Here is a 22542-nt window from a genome sequence, read left to right on the forward strand (position 1 = left end):
GATACCCCGCGCGGGCCCTGACGTTAGCGCGAAACACCGTGATGTTGCCGACTCGCCGCGACACGCCGTTCATGGCAGCCAGGACACGCGTCCACGCAGCACGTTGTAGCCGAGGTAGGCGACCGCGTCGATGAGCGCGTGGGCCAGGATCAGTGGCCACAGCCGGTTGGTTCGTTGCCAGTAGCGGCCGAAGATGATCCCCATCACGATATTGCCCAGGCCGCCGCCGAGGCCCTGGTACAGGTGATAGCTGCCGCGCAGCAGGGCCGAGGCGGCCAGCGCGGAATTGTCCGACCAGCCGAGTTTGCGCAGCCGGGTGAGCAGGTAGGCCACCACCAGTACTTCCTCGGCGACCGAGTTCGCGCACGCCGATGCCACCAGTACCGGCAGCCGCCACCAGTGCTCCGACAGCGAACTCGGCACGATGGTGACGCTCACCCCCAGCGCATGCGCGATCAGATACAGCGCGAGCCCTGGCAAGCCGATGAGCGCGGCCAGCCCGACCCCGGTCAGTACATCGGTGCGCCCGATCCTGGCCAGACCGATCGCGCGCGGCACCAGCCCGCTGCGCCACAGCAGATACAGCCCCAGCGCGGCCCAGGCCAGCAGCCGGGTCACGCCGACGAGCTGGAACAGCAGGTCGAGCAGGGAATTGTCGGAGCGGGAGGCGTTGAGCGCGACCGTGCGTCCGCCGACACCGCCCGGTGCGAGCGCGGAGTCCAGTAGCGACAGTGCCGCGCTGATCCCGCTCAACCCGAAGGTCACCAGCAGGACTACGACGATCTCGACCTGGATCTCGCGGCGGCTGAGCTCGCGGGTCGGCGGTCCTTGGTTCTCCGCTGCGGTGCTCACCGCGCCTGCTCCTTCGCTGTCGTCGGGCCGGCCTCGGGCCGGTCGGCTGCAGCGAAGTCTAGGCAGCGTCAGATCAGATGCGGCGCAGGCCGTTCAGGAACGGGCAGCCGGCCAGGATGCGCACGGCCTTGCTCAGCGATTCGACATCGTCGGCGGGGGTGGCGAAGGGCAGCCGCACGTCGTGGTCGGCGTCGGGGCCCTCGACGCGCAGGGTCAGGCCGTAGCGGTCGATGGCGAGCGGGTGCACCAGGCCGCCGCGCAGGCGGGTCGGCAGGTGCCGCGACAGCTGGGCGACGATATCGGCGTGGTCCTCGGCCATGTGCTGCAGCCAGGCGCTTTCCAGCTGGCAGAAGGGGTCGGCGGTGGCGGCGCGCAGGTCGGCGTGGTCGACGGATTCGGCGCCGGAGGTGTCGGCGAGCACCGCCGAGTTCACCACCAGCCGCAGCAGTGTCGTGGTGTGGCCGACGTCGAGCAGGCCCGGATGCGGGAATTCCTTGGCGATTTCGACCGCGAGCGCGCGCTGGGCCTGGGCAGGCACCTGGCGTACCCAGCCGCGCAGCCAGACCAGGGCCCGCACGGGTTCGCGCAGCGGCAGCGGCGCGTGGTCGGTGAGTTCGAGGACGGCGGAGGTCTCGTTGGCGGTCGCGGCCAGTGCCGCGGCCAGCGAATCGGCCGGCACGGCGATCACCGCGTCGCCGCAGCGGCGCAGGTGGTGCACGGTGGTCGGGACCGGATCGATACCAGGCAGGGCGAGCACCGCGGTCTCCGCGTGCGCACAGGCGCTGCGCACGCGCTCCGCGGTGGTCGGCGCGACGATCGTGGTGGGGCTCGACATGAATTCCTCCGCGAACTGATGATTAGGTAAACCTAAGCTAAGTTACGAAACCGCTCCGCGCAAGAGGACTCCACTGATGAACCCTGACGAAATCCCATCTACGGTGGTCGGATGATGCACGACGACCACGTCGACGACCACGCGACCCCCGCCGAACCCGTCCTGGTCACCCTCTCGACCCCCGCCCGCCGCAGCCTCGTGGCCGGCCTGCTGCGCCCCGCGGGCAGTACCCCCGACCCGGTCGACATCGACATCCCCGACGCCGACCTGGCCGCCTTCCTGGCCGGAATCGCCCACGCCGACCACGGTTTCGTCGCCCGCACCACCAGCGGCCCCCGCGCCGTCGCCATCGTCGCGGGTACCGTCGCCGCCCTCTGCGGCGAAGACATCCCCACCGCCCTCACCACTCCGGACCTGACCTTCCTCAAGTCCCTGAAACCACCCGCCATCGAAGCCACCCGCACGGTCCTGCTCGGCATCGAAACCCCCGCCGAAGCAGACGTCGCCGCCGCGCTGCGAGTGCTGGAGACCTGACCCGCCGACCGCTCAGCATCCTGACCGCTATCGAGCCGCTGAGCCCCCAGGTCGGCGACCAACTCCCGCGACTGAACTTCCGCACTCCAGGTAACCAACGCCACGCCGGAGCTCGCCCCACGGCCCCTTCGGCCGCCGCGCATCCGAGGAGCGGAGCGCTGGACACCTACCCGCCGGCGACACAGCACCCAGCCAGCTATCTATCAGTCGACCCCGTCATCAGTAACCAATTCCCGCGACTGGACACTCGCACCTGAGGCAACCAACGCCACGCCGGAACCCAACCCCCACGGTTTTCGGCCGCCTCGCATCCGAGGGGCGAGACGTAACGGCGCAGCCGGAGTATCGCCCCTCGGATGCGAGGCTTACCAGGCCGAAAACCCGCGGCGCCAGCCGCTAAAATTACACAGTGCCGCGTATTTCTTATTTTGGGCCGTCCGGGACGTTCACGGAGATGGCTCTGGTGAAGTTCGAGGACTCGGGGGCCTTCGACGGGCCGGTCGAGCGGGTCGCCGCGCCGAGTCAGGGGGCGGCGCTGGATCTGATCCGGACCGGTGCGGTCGACGGTGCCGTGGTGCCGATCGAGAGTTCGGTGGAGGGGTCGATCCCGGCCACCCTGGACTCGCTGGCTATCGGCCCGCGTCTGCAGATCATCGCCGAGACCGAGCTGGAAGTGAGTTTCACGATTCTGGCGCGGCCGGGATGCGCGCTGGAGCAGGTCCGCACGCTGGCCGCCTACCCGGTGGCGGCGGCGCAGGTGCGTGAGTGGGTGGCGCGGCACCTGCCGCACGCGCAGTCCTATATCTCGGCCTCCAACGCGGCCGCCGCCGAGGATGTGGCCGCGGGTACGGCCGACGCGGCGGTGTCGACGGCGCTGGCGGGCGAGCGGCTCGGCTTGGTCGCGCTGGCCACGGGCGTGGCCGACCACGATCAGGCGATCACCCGGTTCGTGCTGGTCACGGCCCCCGGCGTCGCACCGCAGGCGACCGGCGCCGACCGCACCTCGATCGTGCTCGAACTGCCCAACGAGCCCGGCTCACTCATGCGCGCGTTCGCCGAATTCGCCACCCGCGGCGTGGATCTCACCCGTATCGAATCCCGGCCCACCCGCACCGGCATGGGCACCTATCGGTTCTACCTCGACTGCGTCGGACACCTCGACGACCCGGCGGTCGCCGAGACGCTCAAGGCATTGCATCGCACCGCGAAGATCCGGTTCCTCGGCTCCTGGCCGGCTACCGCGGCCCTCGGATCACCGCCCCCGTCGGACGAACCTGCCGCAGAATGGTTGACGCAGTTGCGAAAGGGGGTCGCCGACCTATGACCACACGCTCGAAGCTGGTGCTGGTGCGCCACGGCGAGACGGAGGGCAATGTCGCCCGCATTCTCGACACCCAGGTGCCCGGCCTGCCGCTGACCGAGCGCGGGGTGGCACAGGCGAAGGCGTTCGGTGCTGGTCTGCTGCACCCGCCGCAGGTGCTGGTGTCCTCGGACGCGTTGCGCGCCAGGCAGACCGCCGGCCACATCGAAGCGGCGACCGGAACCATCGCGCAGGTGCTCGACGGGCTCTTCGAGGTGCAGGTCGGCGAATTGCACGGCCGCTCCGATCCCGAGGCGCACGCGATGTTCCAGCGGATCTATCGCGGCTGGCATCTCGGCGAGCTCGATGCCCGAGCCCCCGGTGGTGAATCGGGCCGTGACGTGCTCGCCCGGATCCTGCCGGTGCTGGCCGGGCTGCGCGAGGAATTCCTGAGCGGCGCGGACGAGGGCGATGTGCTGGTGGTGAACCACGGCGCCGCCATGCGCCTGGTCGGCAAGGCGTTGGCCGGGGTGGCGCCGCCGTTCACGACGAACAACCACCTCGACAACACCGAGACCATCGAGCTTCTGCCCACCGACGACGGCGGCTGGGAATGCCTGCGCTGGGGCAGGTTCACCCCGCCGTTCACCGTGCAGGCCGAGCCGTCCGCCGACGACCCGATGGGCTGATGTTCAGTTCTCCGCCGACGCGACCTTGAATTCGGCTCGCACGGGCAGCGATTCGATCAGATCGGCGACCGCGGTGCGCAGCCGCGCCGCGGAGCCGGTGGCGATCGACGACCACTTCACGCCGTCGTCAGCCACGCTGGCGGTGATGATGAAACGGCCTGCGCGCGTGTTGAACACGGCGATGTGGTTGTCCTGGATATCGCGGGTGCCGTCACCGTAGGCCACGCCGACGATTTCGGCGTAGGAGTGGATCTCCACCAGCGCCGAAGCCAGCGTCTGGGCGTCGGTGGCCGGGTTGCCGACCTTGGTCAGCCGCTCGGTGGTGGCCGCGACATCACCGGTGTCGGCGAAGATCGGCGCGAGTTCCTCGGTGGGGGCGTTGAGCCCGTACAGCTCGAGTGCCTCGGTCTGCCCGAGCGCGTGCGCAACCGCGCCGGGCAGATCGAGACCGGCATCATCGACGACATAGGAATCCGGCCCGCGCAGGGCGACGACCGCGCGGTCGTCGCCCTGCGCCAGACAGAATCGATTCACCTGGCCGGCGACCACCCACCGCAGCGCGATGATCCACTGCGGCCGGTTGAGCACCCGAAGGCGCTCGGCGAGTTCGGGTGCGACCGTGTCACCGAACAGCAGTTCGCGTTCGGTGAGCACGGCTTGCGCGACCTTCATGGCCGCGTCGTGCGCGGCCACGTTGTCGTAGCGCCCCAGCGCATCGAGGACGACAGGCATCTCGTCGAACTGCAGCTGCTCCAGGAGGAACTGCATCTCATCGAGCGAGAGCACGACGGCCTCGAGCAGCGATCCCCCGCTGCCCCCGCCCAGGACCGTCACTTGGCCGATCCGGCGAGGTCGGCGCCGATCACGCCCTCGGCGACATGGCGGCCGTCGGTGAACTCGTCGGAGCGGCCGTAGTCGATGGCGTCGTGCTCGTCGTCCTCTTCGCCCTTGGCGCCACGGCCGAGCAGCGGGTTGGCGCCGTGCCCGGTGTTGTTGCGGGCGGGGGCGGCCTCGACGCGGTTGACGACCGATTCCGAGACCGGAGCGGCCGCGGGCGTGCTGGCCGCCGGAGCGCCCCAGCCTTCGGGCAGCTTCAGCTGACCCGGCGCGAAGGTGGCGCCACCGCCGCCGAGCCCGGCCGACACGGTCGTCAGACCGCCCGCGGCACCCGTCGCGACCGGAGCCGACATGACCGGCGCCGCCGACGCGGGCACGGTGCCGCCGGTGGCCGCCGAGATCACCGAGGCGCCGATATTGCCCGCGGTGCCGACACCGCCGGACACGACGCTGCCCGCGACATTGGCCGCCTGGGTGACCGCGCTGGCCACACCCGGATTGGAGACCAGGGCCTGGGCCGCGCCGAGCGCCGCCGAGATCGGGTCGCCACCGAAATCGCCCTGGGTGGTCGTCCCGGCGCCGCTGGCGATCTGCGGCGGCATGGAGAACTCGCCCGGCGTGGTGACCGTGGCGGTGGTGGCGGCCTCGTAGGTCTCCATCACCAGCGCGGCGCGGATGTCCATGGCGTGGCGCGCGACCTCGGCCACCTCGAAGGCGCCGGTGGTGACGCCGACCGGGTTGGTCGAGGCGGCGACCGCCGCGTTGGTGGCCGCGATCTCGGGCAGGCTCGGCATCGCCAGCGAGGCCACGGTGTAGGCGGTGGCGTTGGCGGTGGCCTTGGCGCTCATGATCCCCGCCATCGCGGTCTGCTGCCCGGTCCAGGCGAGGAACGGCGCGAGACGGCCGAGCACGGCCAGGCCGTTGACGCCTTGCAACCCGACCCCGACCTCGGCGATCACGCGGGTGATCGTGAGGGTGGCGTCACCCCAGGCCGCGGCCAGCGTGCCCCACGAGGTGGCCGCGGCGGTGATCGGGACGGCGTGCGCGCCCGCGTTGAGGGTGGTCGAGTTGACTTCGGCCATCCGCGGCAGCCAGAAGACGCCGGTGATACCTGCGGTCATGGTTGTTTTCTCCCCTGAGTGTTGATCGTCGACGGATCGAGTGCGGCTACACCTGGACGGCGTCGATGCCGGCCGCGCGGACCACGTCTTCGCCGATGTGGGTGGTCAGCTGCGAGCGCAAGGTCGCGGCCGCGTGGTGCAGCTCGAGAATGCCCTGCGCGATAGCGCCGTCGTGAGTGCCCGCCGCACGGTTGAAGTGCGAGGCGGCCAGCAGTGACACCTCTTCGGCTCCGGACGGGAGCACATGGGTGGTAGGCCCGGCCAAGCCGGCGGCGACAGCGAGCCGCTCGGCGAGCAGATCGAGCTCGGTGGCAGCGGCGAGGACGATTTCAGGTGCGACGAGGATGTGTCCGACCATGACCCGACTCCTTCTGGTGGCGACTAACGGGAACCACGAGAATTCCCCCTACGAGTGATTGGACGCGAGAGCGGGCCGTTCGGTTCCATCGATTCCCCACCCACTTTCACTAACCCCATCCCAACTCATGCAACCGGTCGTCGTCAATCCCGAAATAGTGTGCAATTTCATGGATCACGGTGATCGCGACTTCCTCGATCACCTCGTCGTCGGTGGCGCAGGTATCGAGAATAGCCTCTCGATAGATGGTTACGGTATCCGGCAGCGAACCCGCGTAGTAGCTGTCCCGCTCAGTGAGCGCGATCCCGTGGTAGAGCCCGAGCAGCGACGGCTCCTCGTCGTTGCGGTCTTCCACCAGCACCACCACGTTGTCGATGGCCTCGGTCAGCTCGGGCGGGATCAGGTCGAGCGCGTCGCTGACCAGCTCTTCGAACCGTTCCGCGGTCATCCGCGCCGGCTGGGTCACCGGGGCTGCGGCTGCGGCGGCAGCGGTGCGGCGCCGGGCAGCGGCGCCGGGGTGGAACGGCCGGTGTTGGGCGGCGGCACCGGGGCCTGACCGTCGATCAGGATCTCCCCGCGCGCCGATCCGACGATCGGCGCGAAACCCTCACGGTCGACACCCTTTCCGAGCCAGCAGTTCAATTTGTGACTGCCCGCGAGCCAACTGGTCGGTTCGAGAACATCGAAGAACATCGTCAGCGTCTTGTTGCGGATGGCGTCCGGGCTGCCCAGGTACTCCGTCGAGAGCCGGTTGCATTCGGTCTCCACGTACTTGTCCTGCTCGGCCTCCGAGGGCGGCCCGCCGGTGAAGTTCGCGGCCAGATCGACCGTGCCGACGATCTCCACCGCGTGCGGCTGCGCGCAGTCGACCGGGTCGGTCGGCAGGTTCTGGCTGATGCCCAGGCAGGTGCCCACCTCGTGGATCTTGGACTGGTCGCCCTCGGTGATGCTGCCGGTCGAGGGCGGGCTGGTGGTCGTCGCGGCCACCTGCACGCCGCAGCGCAGCGTCCGGTCGCCCTGCTGCCAGCCCGCCGGACTCGGCGACATCACGTTCACCGTGTACTTGCCGCGCGCGTCGAAACGCCCGCCCAGGTAGCGCTGCACCGCCGCGACGCAGTGCTCGTCCCTGAGCTCGGTCATCCGCAGCGAATCCGGATGCCGGGTGCCCTCGCCGAACTCACGGCCCGGGTAGGCGCTCAGATCGATCACCCCGGCGACCTCGAACAGGTGCTCGTCGGCGCAGTTCACCTTCACCAGGTCGCTGCGGTCGGCCTCGGTCCAGCTCAGGCAGTCGCCGGCGTTGGCGCTGCTGAACTCCTTGTCGCGGACCACCGGCGCGGCGCCCGGCTGGTGGGCTTCGACCTTGTCGCTGTCGAAACCGGTGACGGTCATGGTGACCAGCGCGGCGATCACCGCGCCGAGGGCGCCGATCAGCAGACCCCAGCGCAGCTTGTTCGCTGACAGGTGCAGCGAACGGGAGCCGGCGGGTTTCGGTGCTGGGTGACTCTGCTTCTTCGACATCGGGGTCCATCATGGCAGCGCGCCCGCGGCTGTGCCACGACCTGTGCCGGAGACGCGCGCGAACGCGCCTCCGGCCGGGGGAACTACCCGCGCAGAGCTGAGGCGAAGATGCCGGGCAGGTGGCGGAGCTTGCCGTCGCCGTAGAAGGCGGTGAGCTTCTGCCCGGTACCGGTGCCGGTCTTGTTGTTGATGAACCACGGCGGCTTGGGGGTGGTGCTGAGTTCGCCGCCGAGCAGCGAGCGCGGGGCCGGGCGGAACGGGCCGCGCACCACCGTGCGCTCCACATCGTCGAGCAGGAAGGCGTTGTGGACGACGCCGATGCCGCTCTGGATGTCGTCGATGGTGTGGCCGGGGTAGGCGCCCCAGGTGGCGCGCGGGGTCAGGAAGGCCAGGGCGGTCCAGGCGTTGAGGGCGACGGTGCCGTAGCGCAGGTTCTCGATCGCGGTGTCCAGGGCGGCGCCGAGGGATTTGATGGTGGCCGGGTCGGCGATGAGGTTGGCGCCGAGGGTGCCCATCAGTTCGTCGTTGGCGAAATCCACCGCGTTGCCGAGGAATTCGGTGCCGGTGCCGGGGAGTTCGACGACGCCGAGCACGGGGGAGAAGTACTCGGTGCGCAGCAGCGGGGTGTCGCCGGCGGGGAGGTTCTCGGCCAGGACGCGGCCGTTCGGGCGGGCGGCGCCGGGGTAGGTCTCCAGCGCGCTCGCGACGCGGTTGTCGCTGCCGGGGTAGTAGGCGGTGCGGACGGGCGCGGCGTCGATGGCGGCGCGCAGTTCGGTGAGGAACTGCTGCTTGAGCGGCCAGTCGGCGGCCAGCACGACGGTCTGGGCGGCCACGCAGTTGTAGCCGCCGTTGTGCAGGCGCATCGTCGCCACGTGCTCGGCCTGGAACTTCAGATCGGCCGGCGACCACTCGCCGGGCACCACGATGACGGGCGCGACACCGCCGAGCTCACTGGTGATCGGCTTGTCCAGCGCGGGTGTCCCGGCCGCCTTGCGCTGCGCGCCCTCCTCGCCCGCGCCCCACACGATCGCGTCGTGGGTCGGCGCGCCGCCGGTCATGTGCACGTGCGCGACCTGCGGATGATTCACCAGGTACCCGCCCTCGGCGGCGCCGCCGGTGAGGATGCGGATCAGGCCGAGCGCGATGTAGGGCGCGAAGATCGTCTGGAACACCGGCAGCAGCGGGTCGGTGATCGGGTTCAGTTTGAGCGCGACGACCCGGTTGTTGGCGTAGAGCTCGTAGAGCGCGTCCAGCGGCGCGATGGACATGATGTTGCCCGCGCCGAGCACCGCCCCGACCCCGTTGGTCGCGGCCGGCTCGAGCTGGGCCAGCCCGGCCTTGCGCCGCGCGGTCGCCGCGTCGACGCCGGGGCGCAGCCAGACATCGGCGGAGAAGCCGCTGAGCAGCAGTTTGTCGTAGATGCCGTGCGGCAGCGCGGGGACCGAGAGGCGGCCGCCGGGCGCGGGCTCGAGGTCGACACCGTCGAGCGGGCTGCGGCCCTGCTCGAGCGCGGCGATCGACTCGCTCAGCGCCTTGGCCCCGGCGAGCATCGTCATCGGGCCCGACATCCACTCCTCACCGAGCAGCGGACTGTCGGCGTCGAGCTTCTTGACGGTGCGCGCGGCGTTCACCCACGCCTGCGCTTCGCGGGCGGTGAGCTCGTGCAACTCGTCGAGCAGTTCGCGGCGGCGGCGCAAGCTGGTCGCGGCCCAGGTCTTTTCCCCCTGTGTGAGGTCGGCGAGTGCGGTATCGATGACTGCGGTGTCGAAAGAAGTACTCACACCCCAACTATGCCCCTGTTCGCGCTGCTCGGCAGCCGCTACTAGGCTGTTTTCTCATGATCGACCTCCGATTCGTGCGCGAGAACCCGGAAGCCGTCCGCGACTCGCAGCGCGCCCGCGGGGAGGACCCCGCCCTCGTCGACGCGCTGCTGGAAGCCGACGCCGCGCGCCGGGCCGCCGTGGCGACGGCCGACTCCCTGCGCGCCGAGCACAAGGCGATGGGCAAGGTGATCGGCAAGGCGAGCAAGGAGGAGCGCCCGGCCCTGCTGGCCGCCGCCACCGACATGTCGGCCAAGGTCAAGGAGGCCGAGGCCGCCCAGCACGCGGCCGACGCCGATCTCGACGCCGCGCACCGCGCGCTGTCGAACGTGGTGCAGGAGGGTGCCCCGGCCGGCGGCGAGGACGACTACATCGTGCTCGAGACCGTCGGCACCGCGCCGGAGTTCGACTTCGAGCCGAAGGATCACCTCGAGCTCGGCGAGTCGCTGGGCCTGATTGATATGGAGCGCGGCGCCAAGGTGTCGGGCTCGCGGTTCTACTTCCTGACCGGCTACGGCGCGCTGCTGCAACTGGGTCTGTTGCAGCTGGCCGCGCAGAAGGCGGTCGCCAACGGGTTCACCATGATGATCCCGCCGGTCCTGGTGCGCCCGGAGATCATGGCGGGCACCGGTTTCCTCGGCCAGCATTCGGCCGAGGTCTACCACCTCGAGGACGACGATCTCTACCTCGTCGGCACCTCGGAGGTGCCGCTGGCCGGCTACCACGCCGAGGAGATCCTCGACCTGAGCGCGGGCCCCAAGCGGTACGCGGGCTGGTCGTCGTGTTTCCGCCGCGAAGCCGGCAGCTACGGCAAGGACACCCGCGGCATCATCCGCGTGCACCAGTTCGACAAGGTGGAGATGTTCGTCTACACCACCCCCGACCAGGCCGATGCCGAGCATCAGCGGTTGCTGGCGTGGGAACGCGAGATGCTGGCCGCCATCGACGTGCCCTACCGGGTGATCGATACCGCCGCGGGCGACCTGGGCAGCTCGGCGGCGCGCAAGTTCGACTGCGAGGCCTGGGTGCCGACCCAGCAGACCTACCGCGAGCTGTCGTCCACCTCGAACTGCACCACCTTCCAGGCCCGCAGGCTTTCGGTGCGCTACCGCGACGAGAACGGGAAACCGCAGATCGCGGCGACCCTGAACGGCACGCTGGCGACCACCCGCTGGATCGTGGCGATCCTGGAGAACCATCAGCAGGCCGACGGTTCGGTGCGGGTTCCGGCGGCGCTGGTGCCGTTCGTCGGCACCGAAGTACTCCGACCGTAGACCCCTTCACTGTTTGCCGGGTGGGCATTTGTAGCATGTGGCAAACGACCTGACCCGACAACATCTAGGCTGGTGCTCGTGCGAGGAATCGGGGCGCGCGGCGATACCCGAACCCGGGTGCGGGCGGCATCGGCGTTGGCGACGGCAAAGGTCATGGCCAGGACAACGGGGGCGTTCTACGTCCTCGGCGGTGTCCTCGGCCTGTCGATCACCGCGATCGCACCGGGCAACGACCCCAGCGGCCGCGTCCTGGTCGGCACCGCCGCCGCGGTCGCGCTGGTCCTCGGGCTGACGTTGCTGGTGTGGGGCCCGCGCATGCCGCACGCCCTGCACCACGCCTACCTCGCCACCGCGACCGTGCTGGTCACCATCGCGGTGCACTCCTTCCCCAACCTGGTCGGTGGCATCACGCTGGCCTCGTTCTACGTCTTCGTCGCCTGCGACGCCGCGCTGTTCTTCGCCTGGCCGTTCGCCGCCGCGCACATCGGTTTCGCGATGGCGCTGTGCCTGTGGGTGCTGCCCGATCGCGGTCTGCCCTGGTGGTCGGGCCTGATCCCGGCCGGTGTCACCTTCGGCGCGGGCGTGGTCGTCGGCATTCTCACCAGGATGGCCTCCGACGCCGATATCGACGTGCTCACCGGTTTGCTGAACCGGCGTGGTTTCGAGAAGCAGCTCAATCCGGCGATCGACGCGGCCGGGCGCGGCGGGCACGGCCTGTCGCTGGTGCTGGTCGACCTGGACCGCTTCCAGAAGATCAACGACCACCTCGGCCACCGGGCCGGCGACGCGGTACTGCAGCGGGTCGCCGACACCTGGCTCGACCTGCTCGCCCCCGATCAGGTGCTGGCTCGCTTCGGCGGCGACGTGTTCGCCCTGCTGCTGCCCGGCACTACCGAACAGGCCGCGATCCTGCTCACCGAACAGCTGCGTGCCGCGGTGACCATGGGCTGCTCGGCCGGTGTCACCTCCTGGCAGCCGGGCGAATCGGGATCGCTGCTGATCAGCCGCGCCGACGTCGGCCTGTACCGGGCCAAGCAGGCAGGCCGCAACCGGACGGTGCTGGAATCCTCGCGGCAGTTACCGCTGGCGGTCGAACTGCGCGAGGCGATCGACCGCGGCGCGCTCGACGTGCACTACCAGCCGATCGTCAGCCTCACCGAGGACGGCGGCCAGGCGGTCGGGGTCGAGGCGCTGCTGCGCTGGTCGTCCAACGCCCAGCCCGAGGTCACCACCGAGGGCCTGATCCGCGTCGCCGAGGAATACGACCTCATCTCCGACCTGGACGAACTGGTCCTGCGCCGCGCCTGCGCCGACGCCGCCCGCCTGCAAGAAAGCTTCGCCTCGCTTGACCTGACCCTCAACGTCAATGTCTCGGGCCTGGAACTGGCCGAGACCGACTACGCCGAGCGGGTCGCGACCATCCTGTCCGATACCGGCTGGCCCGCCGACCAGCTCGTTCTCGAGGTCACCGAAAGCGAACTGGCCGCCGAATCCCAGACCGCGATCGCCAACCTGCACACCCTGCGCGACCGGGGCGTCCGCATCGCCATCGACGACTTCGGCACCGGCTACTCCTCGCTGAGCCGCCTGGCCACCATCCCCAGCGACATCCTCAAGGTCGACCAGTCCTTCGTCGCCGCAATCCGCTCCGACTCACCCGCCCCGCCCCTGCTCGGCGTCATCGCCGCACTCAGCAAGTCACTGGACCTCCAGGTCATCGCCGAGGGCGTGGAAACCGAATACCAGGCCGCGGTCCTCACCGAACTCGGCTTCGCCCTGGCCCAGGGCTACCACTACAGCGACTCCCACCCGGTCTCGGAACTGATCAACGACCTCAACGACGGCAACCCCCATGCGGGCACCTCCGACGACGATTCGCTGTCGGCCAGCGGCTGGATCCCACTCGGGTAAAAGCGCTTGACGGGCCGCGGGCGCCCGGCGAACCATGGTCCGCATGAGCATGCTGGTCTACGACTGTTGATCCCGGCTCGTCCGCCGATGCGCCGCGGTGGTCACGCGCTTGGCCGCTGACCCGGTCGATGTCCGCGGCCTCACAGTGCGCGCGGTGCTTTTCCGGGGCACTCGCGACCTGCTGCCGATCTATGCCCTCTATGGTGTGCTCTTCGCTGATCATGGGCTGAGTACCGCCCAGATCTCCCTGCTGCTGGCCATGTGGTCGGTGACGGCGTTCGTGTTGGAGGTGCCGTCCGGGGCCTGGGCCGACACCGTCTCGCGTCGTGCCCTGCTCATCGCGAGCTGCCTGCTTCAGGGCACGTGCTTCGCGCTGTGGATGATCGCGCCCTCCTTCGCCGGCTTCGCCCTGGGGTTCGTGGTGTGGGGGATCGCCGGGGCGCTGGAATCGGGCACTTTCGAGGCGCTGATTTACGACGACCTGGTTGCTCGTGACGCGCCGGGGGCCTACGCCTCGATCATGGGCTGGTCGCGTGGCGCGCAGGAGTCCACGGTGCTGGTTGCGATCCTGGCGGCCGCGCCGTTGTACGCGCTGGGCGGATATGCGCTGGTCGGCTGGGTCAGTGTCGGCATCGCACTGCTGCACACCGGCACCGCACTACTCCTTCCACGGCCCCCGGTCGCCATCTCGGCCGCCGCCGTCGACGACCTCGACGACTCGCCACCCACCCCCGACCGTCTCGGCCCGCACGCCATGCCCACACCCCCACCAGCCCGGTATCTGACGATGCTGCGGACCGGTCTCGATGAGGCATTTCGCGTGCGCCGCGTCCGTCGGGGTGTGCTGCTCGGTGCTCTGCTCTACGGTGTCACCGCCTTCGACGAGTACTTCGGTCTGCTCGCCGTCTCCGGTGGGGCGTCGACCAGCATGTCGGCCTTGCTGATCGGCGTGACAGTGGTCGGTTCGCTGGTGGGTTCGCTGCTGGCCGGGCGTACCGAATCCGTGTCCTCGCGGGTGCTCGCGGCCGCGTTGTTCGTCGCCGGTCTGCTGTTCGTCGCGGGGGCGCTGGCGGTCGGTCTCGGCGGTACGGCCATGCTCTGGCTCGGCTTCGTCGCCATCGGGATCGCCTACGGTATCGACTTCAACGCCGAGGTCATCGCCGGCGCCCGCCTCCAGGACGCCATCGCAGGCCCAGCCCGCGCCACCGTCACCTCGGTCTCCGGTCTCCTGTCCGAGATCGTCGCCCTCGGCGTCTTCGCCTTCGTCGCCCTCGCCACCCAGTGGCTTGCCATGTCCACCACCATCGCCCTGCTCGGCCTGGTCATCCTCATCAGCGCCGCCCTCACCCCCACCTGGCTCCCACCCCGCCGAACCGGCTGACCCCCGAACCATCCGGCATTTTCGTGCAATTCGTGTCGCCGCAGTCAGAAAACTGATCGAAGCGGCGCGAATTGCACGAAAATGCCGGTTCGGCGCGACAACGAGGGAAGGCAACGCGCTGGCATGCTCGGGGAGGCGGGTGGAATCGGTCGGTGCGGAAGGACGGTGTCGGGTGGGCGGGCGTGGGGTGGGGGTGCTGTTCGGGTTCGCGATCGGGGCGGGGGTTGCTGTGCAGGGGCGGATCAATGGTGCGCTCGGGGCGCGGCTGGGGGACGGGGTTGCTGCGGCGGCAATCAGTTTCGGGACCGGGCTGGTGGCGCTGGTGATCGCGTTCGGGTGTAGTCCGGCGCTGCGTCGTGGCCTCGGCGAGGTCCGGCGGGCGGTGGCGCTGGGTGGGTTGCGGCCATGGCAGTTGCTGGGTGGGTTGTGTGGGGCGTTCTTCGTCGCGAGTCAGGGCCTCACCATCGCCAGCATCGGCGTCACGGCGTTCACGGTGGCCGTGGTCGCCGGACAACTGCTGAGCAGTCTGCTCGTCGACCGGCTCGGCTTGGCACCCAACGGCCGCACCGCGATCACGCCGGGACGCGTCGTCGCCGCCGGGCTCGCCATCGGCGGGGTGCTGCTTTCGGCGGGTGGCAAGTCGATTCCGGCGCCCGCGGCCACCGGGATTCCCGATGTCCCGGCTCTGCTGGTGGTGCTGCCCGCCCTCGCCGGCATCGGCTTGGCCTGGCAGCAGGCGGTCAACGGCCGGGTCGGCGCGGTCGGTGGTCCCTTCGCCGCGACCTTGATCAACTTCGCCGTCGGCCTGGTCGCGTTGCTGGCCGTCACTCTCGCCGCCGCCGGCCTGCCCGACCGGTTCCCGACCGAGCCGTGGCTGTATCTCGGTGGGCTGATCGGCGTCGCGTTCATCGCCCTCGCGGCGGTCGCGGTCGGGCTGATCGGGGTACTACTGCTCGGCCTGACCTCGGTGGCGGGCCAGCTGGTCGCGGCGGTGGCGCTGGATGCCGCGGAGGGGAAACTCGCCCCGGCGACGGCCCTGAGCTGCCTCATCGTGCTGATCGCGGTGTTCGTCGCGAGCCGGACCGGACGGTGATTTGTCTTGTTTCACGCGAAACATCGCCGCCCGCACCCTGACCCGGCCCGCCGCCGGTGAAGTGTTAGGTTGCTGGCGAAACACCGGAAGTGTGGGGGAGTTACCGCGATGATCGAGCCGCTGTCGCCTGAGGAATCACCGGTGATCGGCCGCTACCGGATTCGCGGTGTGCTCGGTGCGGGTGGGATGGGCCGGGTGGTGCTGGCGACCGGCCCGGACGGACGTTTCCTCGCGATCAAGCAGATCCACGCGCATCTGCTCGACGACCGGGAGTTCCGTGCGCGGTTCGAACGCGAGGTCGCGATCTCGGCGCGGGTGTCGGGCGCGTTCACCGCCGCCGTCGTGGATTTCGACACCACCGTCGAATCACCCTGGCTGGCTTCGGTATTCATCGCGGGCGTGCCGCTCGACCGCGCGGTGCGCGAGCTGGGCCCACTGCCGGTGCCCGCCCTGCGCACGCTCGCCTCCGGCATGGCTTCGGCACTGCACTCGATTCACAGTGCCGGTCTGATCCATCGGGATCTCAAGCCCGCCAATGTGATTCTCGCCGCCGACGGCCCGCGCGTGATCGACTTCGGTATCGCCCAGGCGGCCGGTGTCGGTCACGTCCCGCTCACCGAGGTCGGCGCGGTGGTCGGCTCGCCCGCGTACATGTCGCCGGAGCAGGCCAACAGCGCCCCGGTCACCCCGGCCAGCGATGTCTTCTCCCTCGGCTCGCTGCTGTGCATGGCCGCCACGGGAAAGAGCCCGTTCGCCGCCTCCTCGGCGCCCTACACCCTGTTCAATATCGTGCACAGCGAACCGCAACTCGACGAGGTACCCCCACCGCTGCGCGAGCTGATCGCCGGTTGCCTGCGAAAAGACCCGCAGGCCAGGCCGACTCCGGCCCAGATCCTCGACTACCTCGGCGTGCTCCCGGTGCAGCCGCGGCCGTGGCCGACGCAGGTCCATGCCGAAATCGCCCAGCAGACCAGGAATCTGGCGGCACTCAACTCCGATCCCGAAGCCACCCAGATCATTCCGGCGGAACTGCCGATTCTCCGGCCGGGTCCGCCGGCGGCCCCCGTCGCGAAAAAGCGCACCGCACTCCGGATCGGCCTCGCCGCCGTGGTCGCGGTGCTGCTCGCCACCGGACTCACCGCCGTGGTGTTGCGTGGCGGCGACGACCCCGCACCGCCCGCGATCGCGACCGCGACCCTGCCCGGCCTGGACCAAGTGCGCGGTGTCGACGCGTGCGCCTGGCTGCGCGAATCACTGGGCGACACCCTGCCCGTCGATACCGCGACGACGGTCGGTGACTGGCGCTGGCAGACCACCTCGAGCTGGGGCTGTGACGGCAGCTACGGCGGCGCCCGCCTGGCCGTCGAAATCGGCGCAGCCGTCGACGGATTCGACGAGTCGCAGGTCGTCAACGGCTATGCCGTCGCCCGGCGCGGCGCGGACTGCGCCTTCGCCGTCGAAGGCGGTACCCCGGAACAGCCGTGGGGCATCACGGTCGACACCTTCACCCGCGAGGACTGCGCCCTGGCCGAATTCACCGTCGACCGGCTCACCGCCGCGATCGGTCGCCTGGCACAGGACCCAGCCGCGCTTTCCTCGCTGTCCTCGGTGGATCCCTGTTCCCTACTGGACAATTCGGAGCTCGGCACCGCCGTCGCGAAGTCGGCGCATCAGTGCGAATGGGCGGGCGAGACCATCGTGCGGATAACGCTGTCGCAGCCACAGAAGCGGCCGACCTCGGTGGAGGAATCGACGATCGACATCGGCGAGGGTGTTTTCGTCCAGGAAACCAGGGCTTCCCTGATGGAGGCCGGCCAGTGCCGCCGCACGTACCGGTTCCGCACGATCTCCGACACGCTCAACGAAACCATGGAGGTGCTCGTCACCGGCAAGATGTCGACCTCCCAACAGCTGTGCGCGATCGCCGATCCACTCGTCCGGCAAGCGGTGCGCCGGTTGCCCGCGCGGTAGCGACAAGCGAATGCGCAGCTGATAGGTTCACCGCAGAGTCCTGCAGGGGCCGGCGCCGCGCCGGTGGGAGGGAAAGTTCGTGCGTTACCCGTTGCGCTGTCTCGCGGTGTTGTCATCGCTGGTGGTGCTCGCCGCGGGCTGTGGCGACGAGCCGATCACGCCCGATCACGGTGACTATTCCCTGACCCCGATTCCGGGTGATTTCGACGCTGGACCGAGTCGCGTGCGTGGCTCGCTGGTCGAGTCGGTGCGCATCGGTGAGCGGCTGGCCTTCGCCGAGAACATCGACCCCGAGCTGACCGCGGGCAATGGTGGTGGCGTCGTGGTCGGCGTGTCGGGTGTCGATGATCTGCTCTCCGGTGTGCAGCGGACGGCTCTGCAACCATTCGACGTGCTGGCCGGTTTCGGCGCGATCGGGGGCAACGGCCACTCCGACGACGAGCAGAAGGAAAAACTCGTCTCGATCACCGTCCTGTCGCTGCCGAATCCGGAACAGGCCGACGCCGCCGCCCGCGCGATGGCGGCCGCCGACTTCGCCGAGAACACGCTGAACGCGCCACTGGTTCTCCCCGATTTCCCTGCGGCGCTGAGTCATTGGCGTCCTGGCATACCGACCGCCGGTAGCTGGCTGGTGTGGCAGAACCTGGTGATCCGGGTGTTCGTGAAGGTGATCGATGCGCGGCCCGAAGTCCTGACCGACCTGCTCACCCGCACCTACCGCGCCCAGCTGGCCCGGCTCGACGGCTTCGTACCGACGCCCGCCGCCGAGATCGACAACCTGAAACTCGACAACGATCAGCTGCTGACCCGTGTGGTGAAAACCGGCGAATACTGGCCGGACCGATGGGAATTCGCGATCTACGGTCCACGGGCCTACGCGCTGCTGCTCGACAAGCCCTCGGTGCGCCTGCGTGAACTCGAGGCGGCCGGGATCGACGCGGTCGCGGTGGCGCACAACAAGTTCCTGCACCGAGCCGCCGACGCCCAGGCGGGGCGAATGTACGCCGAGACCTTGAACCAGATGCTGCTGGCCCGCGACAACATTCCGCTCTCGCCTCTTCCCGGCGTAGTGGGCGTCTCCTGCTATCGGGCGGCCCGGCCGGATCCGACCAACACCGGCGCCCGGCGGTTCTCCTGCGTAGTGCAGCACAACGAGTTCGTCGTCCAGCTGTACAGCAATCAGGAATCCGATGCGCGTCAGCAGGCGGTCGCGCAGTACGCACTGCTCGGTGGGCAGTGGTGAGTACGAGAGGCGGGGCGATGCGACCGCTGTCCGCGCAGGATCCGGTGCAGCTGGGTCGTTATCGGCTGCTGGCCCTGATCGGCCGTGGTGGCATGGGGCAGGTGCTGCTCGGCCAGGGTCCCGACGGGCGCTTGGTGGCGGTCAAGCAGATTCATCGCCAGTTCACCGGTAATCCCGAGTTCCGGGCCAGGTTCCGTCGTGAGGTGCTCGCCACCAAGCAGGTCACCGGCGCGTACACCGCAGGCGTCGTCGACCACGACGCGGAGGCCGAGACGCCGTGGCTGGCCTCGGAGTACATCGCCGGCCCGGCGCTACAGGACATGGTCACCGAGTTCGGCCGTTTGACGGTGAGCGGGCTCAAGCTGCTGGCGACCGGGTTGGCGATGGCGTTGCTGGAGATCCATCGCACCGGTCTGGTGCACCGCGATCTCAAGCCGAGCAATGTGCTGCTCACCAATGACGGACCCCGGGTGATCGATTTCGGTATCGCCCGCGCGCTCGAGGACGACCTCGCCCTCACCGCGACCGGCACCGTCCTCGGCTCACCCGCCTACATGTCGCCCGAGCAGGCGCAATGCCGCCCACTCACCGCCGCCTCCGACGTGTTCGCCGTCGGGGCGATCCTGGCGATGGCGGCCACCGGAGCCAGCCCGTTCGACGCGGCGTCGACACCGCAGGTGCTCTACAACGTCCTCTATTCCACGCCGAATATCGCGGAAGTCCCCGCGCCACTGCGGGCGATCGTCGGGGCCTGCCTGGCCAAGGACCCCGCCGCGCGCCCGACACCCGAGCAGCTGCTCGACGCGGCGAGCCGGATCGAGGCCGAGCCGGTGTGGCCGGTCCGCATCCGCAGGCGGATCAGCGAATGCCATGCCGAAGCGGTCGCCTGGGCCGCCGGGACGCCGCCCGACGAACCCGCGCGGGTCGAGCGGCGCAAGCCTGTCTGGCCACGGTTGGTCCCGGTCGCCGCGGCGGTGTCGGTCCTGGTGCTCGCCGTGATCGCGGTCTGCGGTCTCGGCGTCGACGGCACCGCCGTGGCGATGGACGACCCGCCACTGGCCCTCACCGACGACGAGACGCGCAGTCTCGATGTCTGCGCGTTGATGACCCCGCCGGTGATCGGCGAAATCGGTACGGCGGTAGGCGAACTCGTGCCGAGTGGGGTGGGTGGCTGCTCGATCTACTATCGCGATCACAACGATCGCAAGATCTACTTCACGCTCAGCACCCGTCTGCCGGTCTCCGAGATCCGGTCCGGTCCGCGCCCGCTGGGTACCGCGATCAACTGGATGCCGGTCTACGGCCGCGACCGGGAGGCTCGCAACTGTGACCGTGCGGTGGTGACCCAGAGCGGGCTGCCGATGACCTTGACCATGAGCGCCTCCGCGAATGACGGCGATGCCTGCCCGGCGGCGGAGCGTGCGCTGGCCGCGGTGGTCCGGCGGCTGGCGGTCAACCCGCCCCTGCGTGATCTCCCGGCGGACTCGGTGCTGCTGCTCGACGCTTGTTCGCTGATCGATGTCGCGCTGGTCCGGCCGCGGATCGGCGACCCGATCCGGGAACGGACACCGCACGGCTGCGGCGCGACCGGACACGACGGGTACTTCGCCATCGATATCGACGACCGCCCCCGGCCCGACGACGTGTCCGGCGGCAAACTGCGCCCCACGACCACGATCGCGGGCCGCACGGTCTATACCGACAACAAGGGTGCGGGCTACTGCGAGCTCATCGTGATGACCCGCCCGTCACGCGACAACCGTGCCGAACAGGTGCACGCCACCTACTATTCGGATCTCGACATCTCGGGGAACGCCTGCGATACCGCGGTCACCCTGTTCGCACCCGCTCTCGCGAAGTTGCCGACCTCATGACGATCCAGCCACCCGGTCCCGGCGTACCCGAGGCCATCGGTCGCTACCGCGTCCTCGGCAGCCTCGAATCCGCTCCCGGTTTCCAGGCGCTGCTGGCCGCCGACCCCGGCAATTCCCTGGTCGTGGTCCAGCAGGTGGACCCGGACCTGCTCAGCGAACCGGAGTTCCGGGTCCGGCTGCGGCACACCGCGGTTGCCGCGATGCGGGTGTCCGGGGCCAGCAACACGACCGTGATCGATGTCGACGCCGATGCGGAAAGCCCGTGGGTGGCTTCGGTGTTCGTGCCCGGCATCCGGCTCGACCGCGCCGTCACCGAACACGGACCGCTGCCGGTGCCCGCGGTGCGCGCCCTGGCCGGTTCGCTGGCTTCGGCCCTGCGGGCCGTACATGCCGCCGGACTGGTGCATCGGCGGCTGCGCGCCGACTCGGTGCTGTTGTCCACCGATCGCGGATATCTCGGCGACATCGGTATCACCCCGGTCGACGGTGCCCCCGCGACAGGTACCGCGTCGACGGCGGGCACCCCGGAGTACCTCGCGCCGGAGCAGGCGCTCGGACTCCAAGTGACGGCTGCCGCTGACGTTTTCGCGCTCGGTTCGGTGCTGGCCTTCGCCGCTTCGGGCGTCACCCCGTTCGCCGCGCCGTCGGTGCCGTACACCCTGTTCAACATCGCCCAGCGCGAACCCGACCTGAGTCAGGTGCCCGAGCCGCTGGTCGAAATGCTCGCCGCCTGCTTGCGCAAGGATCCGGCGGCGCGCCCGACACCCGGGCAGATCCTGCAGTATCTCGGTGCTCCGTCGACGGAGCCACCGCCCTGGCCCGAGCCGGTACTCGACGACATCGGCCGTCAGCAGCACGAGATCACGGCACTGCTGGCCGCGTTGCCGCCCGTCACCATCGAACCCGCGCCGGCGCGCCCAGTGTCCGAACGACTTGCCGCGGCCGGAACCGCGACCCTCGAATTCGCCAGGCGAGCACTGGAATCCGGTCGCCGCCGCTGGCGCGCGACGAGCCCGAAGGTCAAGGCGGGTGCGGCGGCCGGGGTGGTCGCGGTGCTGCTCGCGCTGACCGGCATCACCTACGTCGCCACCCGCGAGCCCGCGCCGATCACCGGGCTGACCATGGCACAGGCCCGCCAGATCGATGCGTGCGCCTGGCTCGAATCGGCCCTCGGCGACGCGGTCCCGGTCGAGCCGGAGGCGCTGCCCAGAGATACCTGGAAGCTGTCGGAGAACGCGAGCTGGGGGTGCGTCGCGTCCTCGGGCGGCTACTATTTCTCGCTCGACCCCGGGCAGGAGAACGAGTTCCTGACACCCAACGAAACCGTCGTCGACGGAGTCGCGATCATCGACGGCAGCGAGGCGATGTGTGCGCGCGCCATCGCCGCCCCCGGCGACGAGCACGAGGCGGGCGTCGTCATCGGGTTCACCGAGCGCAGCACCGTGACCGAGTGCGCTGGTCTGGACTACATCGCGGCGAATATCGCCCGGTCACTGGCGTCCGCGCCGCGCGACACCGACCGCGACTCGGCACTGGCCGCGCTCGACCCGTGCGCCCTGCTCGACCGCGACACCGTCACCCAGCAGATCGGCGAACTGCCCGCCGAACCCACCATCGCCGACGCGCACCTCTGCCAGTGGGACGCGCAGATGCGGCTGACGGTGAAGCTCCTGCGCACCAGCGCGCTCACCACCGGGGACGGCCTGACACCCGTCACGGTCGACGGCATTCCGGTGTACCAGGACAAGGGCAACTCGAAGACCATCTGCACCCGCGCCTACCTCGTCCCCGACGCCGGGCAGGAGACCATCGAGGTCACGGTGCACGGCGCCGAGGGCGGCCACGAGGAATCCTGCGGGATCGCCACCACGATCCTGCGCGCGGCAGTGGACAAGCTGCCGCGACGCTGAGCCCGCCGCACGATGGTG

At 69.8% G+C, this 22542-nt stretch carries 19 protein-coding genes; 11 read left to right on the forward strand and 8 right to left on the reverse strand.

What is annotated here, in order from left to right; genetic code table 11:
• Positions 1 to 69 precede the first annotated feature (69 nt).
• Together ACFXK0_RS04035 and ACFXK0_RS04040 are read right to left on the reverse strand one after the other, a co-directional pair.
• A complete protein-coding gene (locus ACFXK0_RS04035; RefSeq protein ID WP_379408237.1) occupies positions 70 to 852 on the reverse strand; it encodes a CPBP family intramembrane glutamic endopeptidase in 783 nt (260 codons plus the stop codon).
• A 73-nt stretch (positions 853 to 925) separates the two neighbouring features.
• The gene (locus ACFXK0_RS04040; protein ID WP_379408238.1) at positions 926 to 1687 is read right to left on the reverse strand and encodes a DUF2470 domain-containing protein; all 762 of its coding nucleotides are present in this window, start codon (positions 1685 to 1687) and stop codon (positions 926 to 928) included.
• A gap of 111 nt (positions 1688 to 1798) precedes the next feature.
• Here ACFXK0_RS04040 and ACFXK0_RS04045 point away from each other — a divergent pair, with 111 nt between their 5' ends.
• From ACFXK0_RS04045 to ACFXK0_RS04055, 3 genes are all read left to right on the forward strand, one after another.
• Positions 1799 to 2221 carry a hypothetical protein gene (locus ACFXK0_RS04045; RefSeq protein WP_379408239.1) on the forward strand — a complete coding sequence of 141 codons (423 nt, stop codon included), beginning with the start codon at positions 1799 to 1801 and terminating at the stop codon, positions 2219 to 2221.
• Between the two features lie 409 nt (positions 2222 to 2630).
• Positions 2631 to 3545, forward strand: a complete 915-nt coding sequence (gene pheA / locus ACFXK0_RS04050; RefSeq protein WP_379408240.1) for a prephenate dehydratase — start codon at positions 2631 to 2633, stop codon at positions 3543 to 3545.
• Positions 3542 to 4210, forward strand: coding sequence for a histidine phosphatase family protein (locus ACFXK0_RS04055; RefSeq protein ID WP_379408241.1), 669 nt, complete (start codon positions 3542 to 3544; stop codon positions 4208 to 4210). The genes pheA and ACFXK0_RS04055 overlap by 4 nt, the downstream gene beginning before the upstream one ends.
• 3 nt (positions 4211 to 4213) lie before the next feature.
• On the opposite strand, the gene ACFXK0_RS04060 is transcribed toward ACFXK0_RS04055, so the two are convergent.
• From ACFXK0_RS04060 to ACFXK0_RS04085, 6 genes are all read right to left on the reverse strand, one after another.
• Positions 4214 to 5044 (reverse strand): ESX secretion-associated protein EspG, encoded by an 831-nt coding sequence (locus ACFXK0_RS04060; protein WP_379408243.1) that lies wholly within the window; start codon positions 5042 to 5044, stop codon positions 4214 to 4216.
• On the reverse strand, positions 5041 to 6168 hold the full coding sequence (locus ACFXK0_RS04065) for a PPE family protein (RefSeq protein WP_379408244.1): 1128 nt from the start codon (positions 6166 to 6168) through the stop codon (positions 5041 to 5043). The genes ACFXK0_RS04060 and ACFXK0_RS04065 overlap by 4 nt, the downstream gene beginning before the upstream one ends.
• Positions 6169 to 6214: 46 nt before the next feature.
• Positions 6215 to 6526, reverse strand: coding sequence for a PE family protein (locus ACFXK0_RS04070; RefSeq protein ID WP_379408245.1), 312 nt, complete (start codon positions 6524 to 6526; stop codon positions 6215 to 6217).
• A gap of 109 nt (positions 6527 to 6635) precedes the next feature.
• On the reverse strand, positions 6636 to 6974 hold the full coding sequence (locus tag ACFXK0_RS04075; RefSeq protein WP_379408474.1) for a metallopeptidase family protein: 339 nt from the start codon (positions 6972 to 6974) through the stop codon (positions 6636 to 6638).
• Between the two features lie 14 nt (positions 6975 to 6988).
• Positions 6989 to 8047, reverse strand: a complete 1059-nt coding sequence (locus ACFXK0_RS04080) for a septum formation family protein (RefSeq protein ID WP_379408246.1) — start codon at positions 8045 to 8047, stop codon at positions 6989 to 6991.
• Positions 8048 to 8130: 83 nt separating this feature from the next.
• Positions 8131 to 9828 carry an aldehyde dehydrogenase family protein gene (locus tag ACFXK0_RS04085; protein WP_379408247.1) on the reverse strand — a complete coding sequence of 566 codons (1698 nt, stop codon included), beginning with the start codon at positions 9826 to 9828 and terminating at the stop codon, positions 8131 to 8133.
• A 56-nt stretch (positions 9829 to 9884) separates the two neighbouring features.
• Here ACFXK0_RS04085 and serS point away from each other — a divergent pair, with 56 nt between their 5' ends.
• From serS to ACFXK0_RS04125, 8 genes are all read left to right on the forward strand, one after another.
• Complete coding sequence (gene serS, locus ACFXK0_RS04090) at positions 9885 to 11141, forward strand: serine--tRNA ligase (protein ID WP_379408249.1); 1257 nt, start codon at positions 9885 to 9887, stop codon at positions 11139 to 11141.
• Positions 11142 to 11219: 78 nt separating this feature from the next.
• Complete coding sequence (locus ACFXK0_RS04095) at positions 11220 to 13052, forward strand: putative bifunctional diguanylate cyclase/phosphodiesterase (RefSeq protein WP_379408250.1); 1833 nt, start codon at positions 11220 to 11222, stop codon at positions 13050 to 13052.
• A 154-nt stretch (positions 13053 to 13206) separates the two neighbouring features.
• Positions 13207 to 14433 carry an MFS transporter gene (locus ACFXK0_RS04100; RefSeq protein ID WP_379408252.1) on the forward strand — a complete coding sequence of 409 codons (1227 nt, stop codon included), beginning with the start codon at positions 13207 to 13209 and terminating at the stop codon, positions 14431 to 14433.
• 172 nt (positions 14434 to 14605) lie between these two features.
• Entirely contained in the window at positions 14606 to 15526 is a 921-nt protein-coding gene (locus ACFXK0_RS04105) for a DMT family transporter (protein WP_379408253.1), read from the forward strand.
• Positions 15527 to 15634: 108 nt separating this feature from the next.
• Complete coding sequence (locus ACFXK0_RS04110) at positions 15635 to 17497, forward strand: protein kinase (protein ID WP_379408254.1); 1863 nt, start codon at positions 15635 to 15637, stop codon at positions 17495 to 17497.
• Positions 17498 to 17576: 79 nt separating this feature from the next.
• A complete protein-coding gene (locus ACFXK0_RS04115) occupies positions 17577 to 18740 on the forward strand; it encodes a hypothetical protein (protein ID WP_379408256.1) in 1164 nt (387 codons plus the stop codon).
• 17 nt (positions 18741 to 18757) lie between these two features.
• Complete coding sequence (locus tag ACFXK0_RS04120) at positions 18758 to 20614, forward strand: serine/threonine-protein kinase (protein ID WP_379408257.1); 1857 nt, start codon at positions 18758 to 18760, stop codon at positions 20612 to 20614.
• The gene (locus ACFXK0_RS04125) at positions 20611 to 22524 is read left to right on the forward strand and encodes a protein kinase (RefSeq protein ID WP_379408258.1); all 1914 of its coding nucleotides are present in this window, start codon (positions 20611 to 20613) and stop codon (positions 22522 to 22524) included. The genes ACFXK0_RS04120 and ACFXK0_RS04125 overlap by 4 nt, the downstream gene beginning before the upstream one ends.
• Positions 22525 to 22542: the final 18 nt, after the last annotated feature.

The sequence above is a fragment of the Nocardia sp. NPDC059177 genome (assembly GCF_042755165.1).
Classification (GTDB): Bacteria; Actinomycetota; Actinomycetes; order Mycobacteriales; family Mycobacteriaceae; genus Nocardia.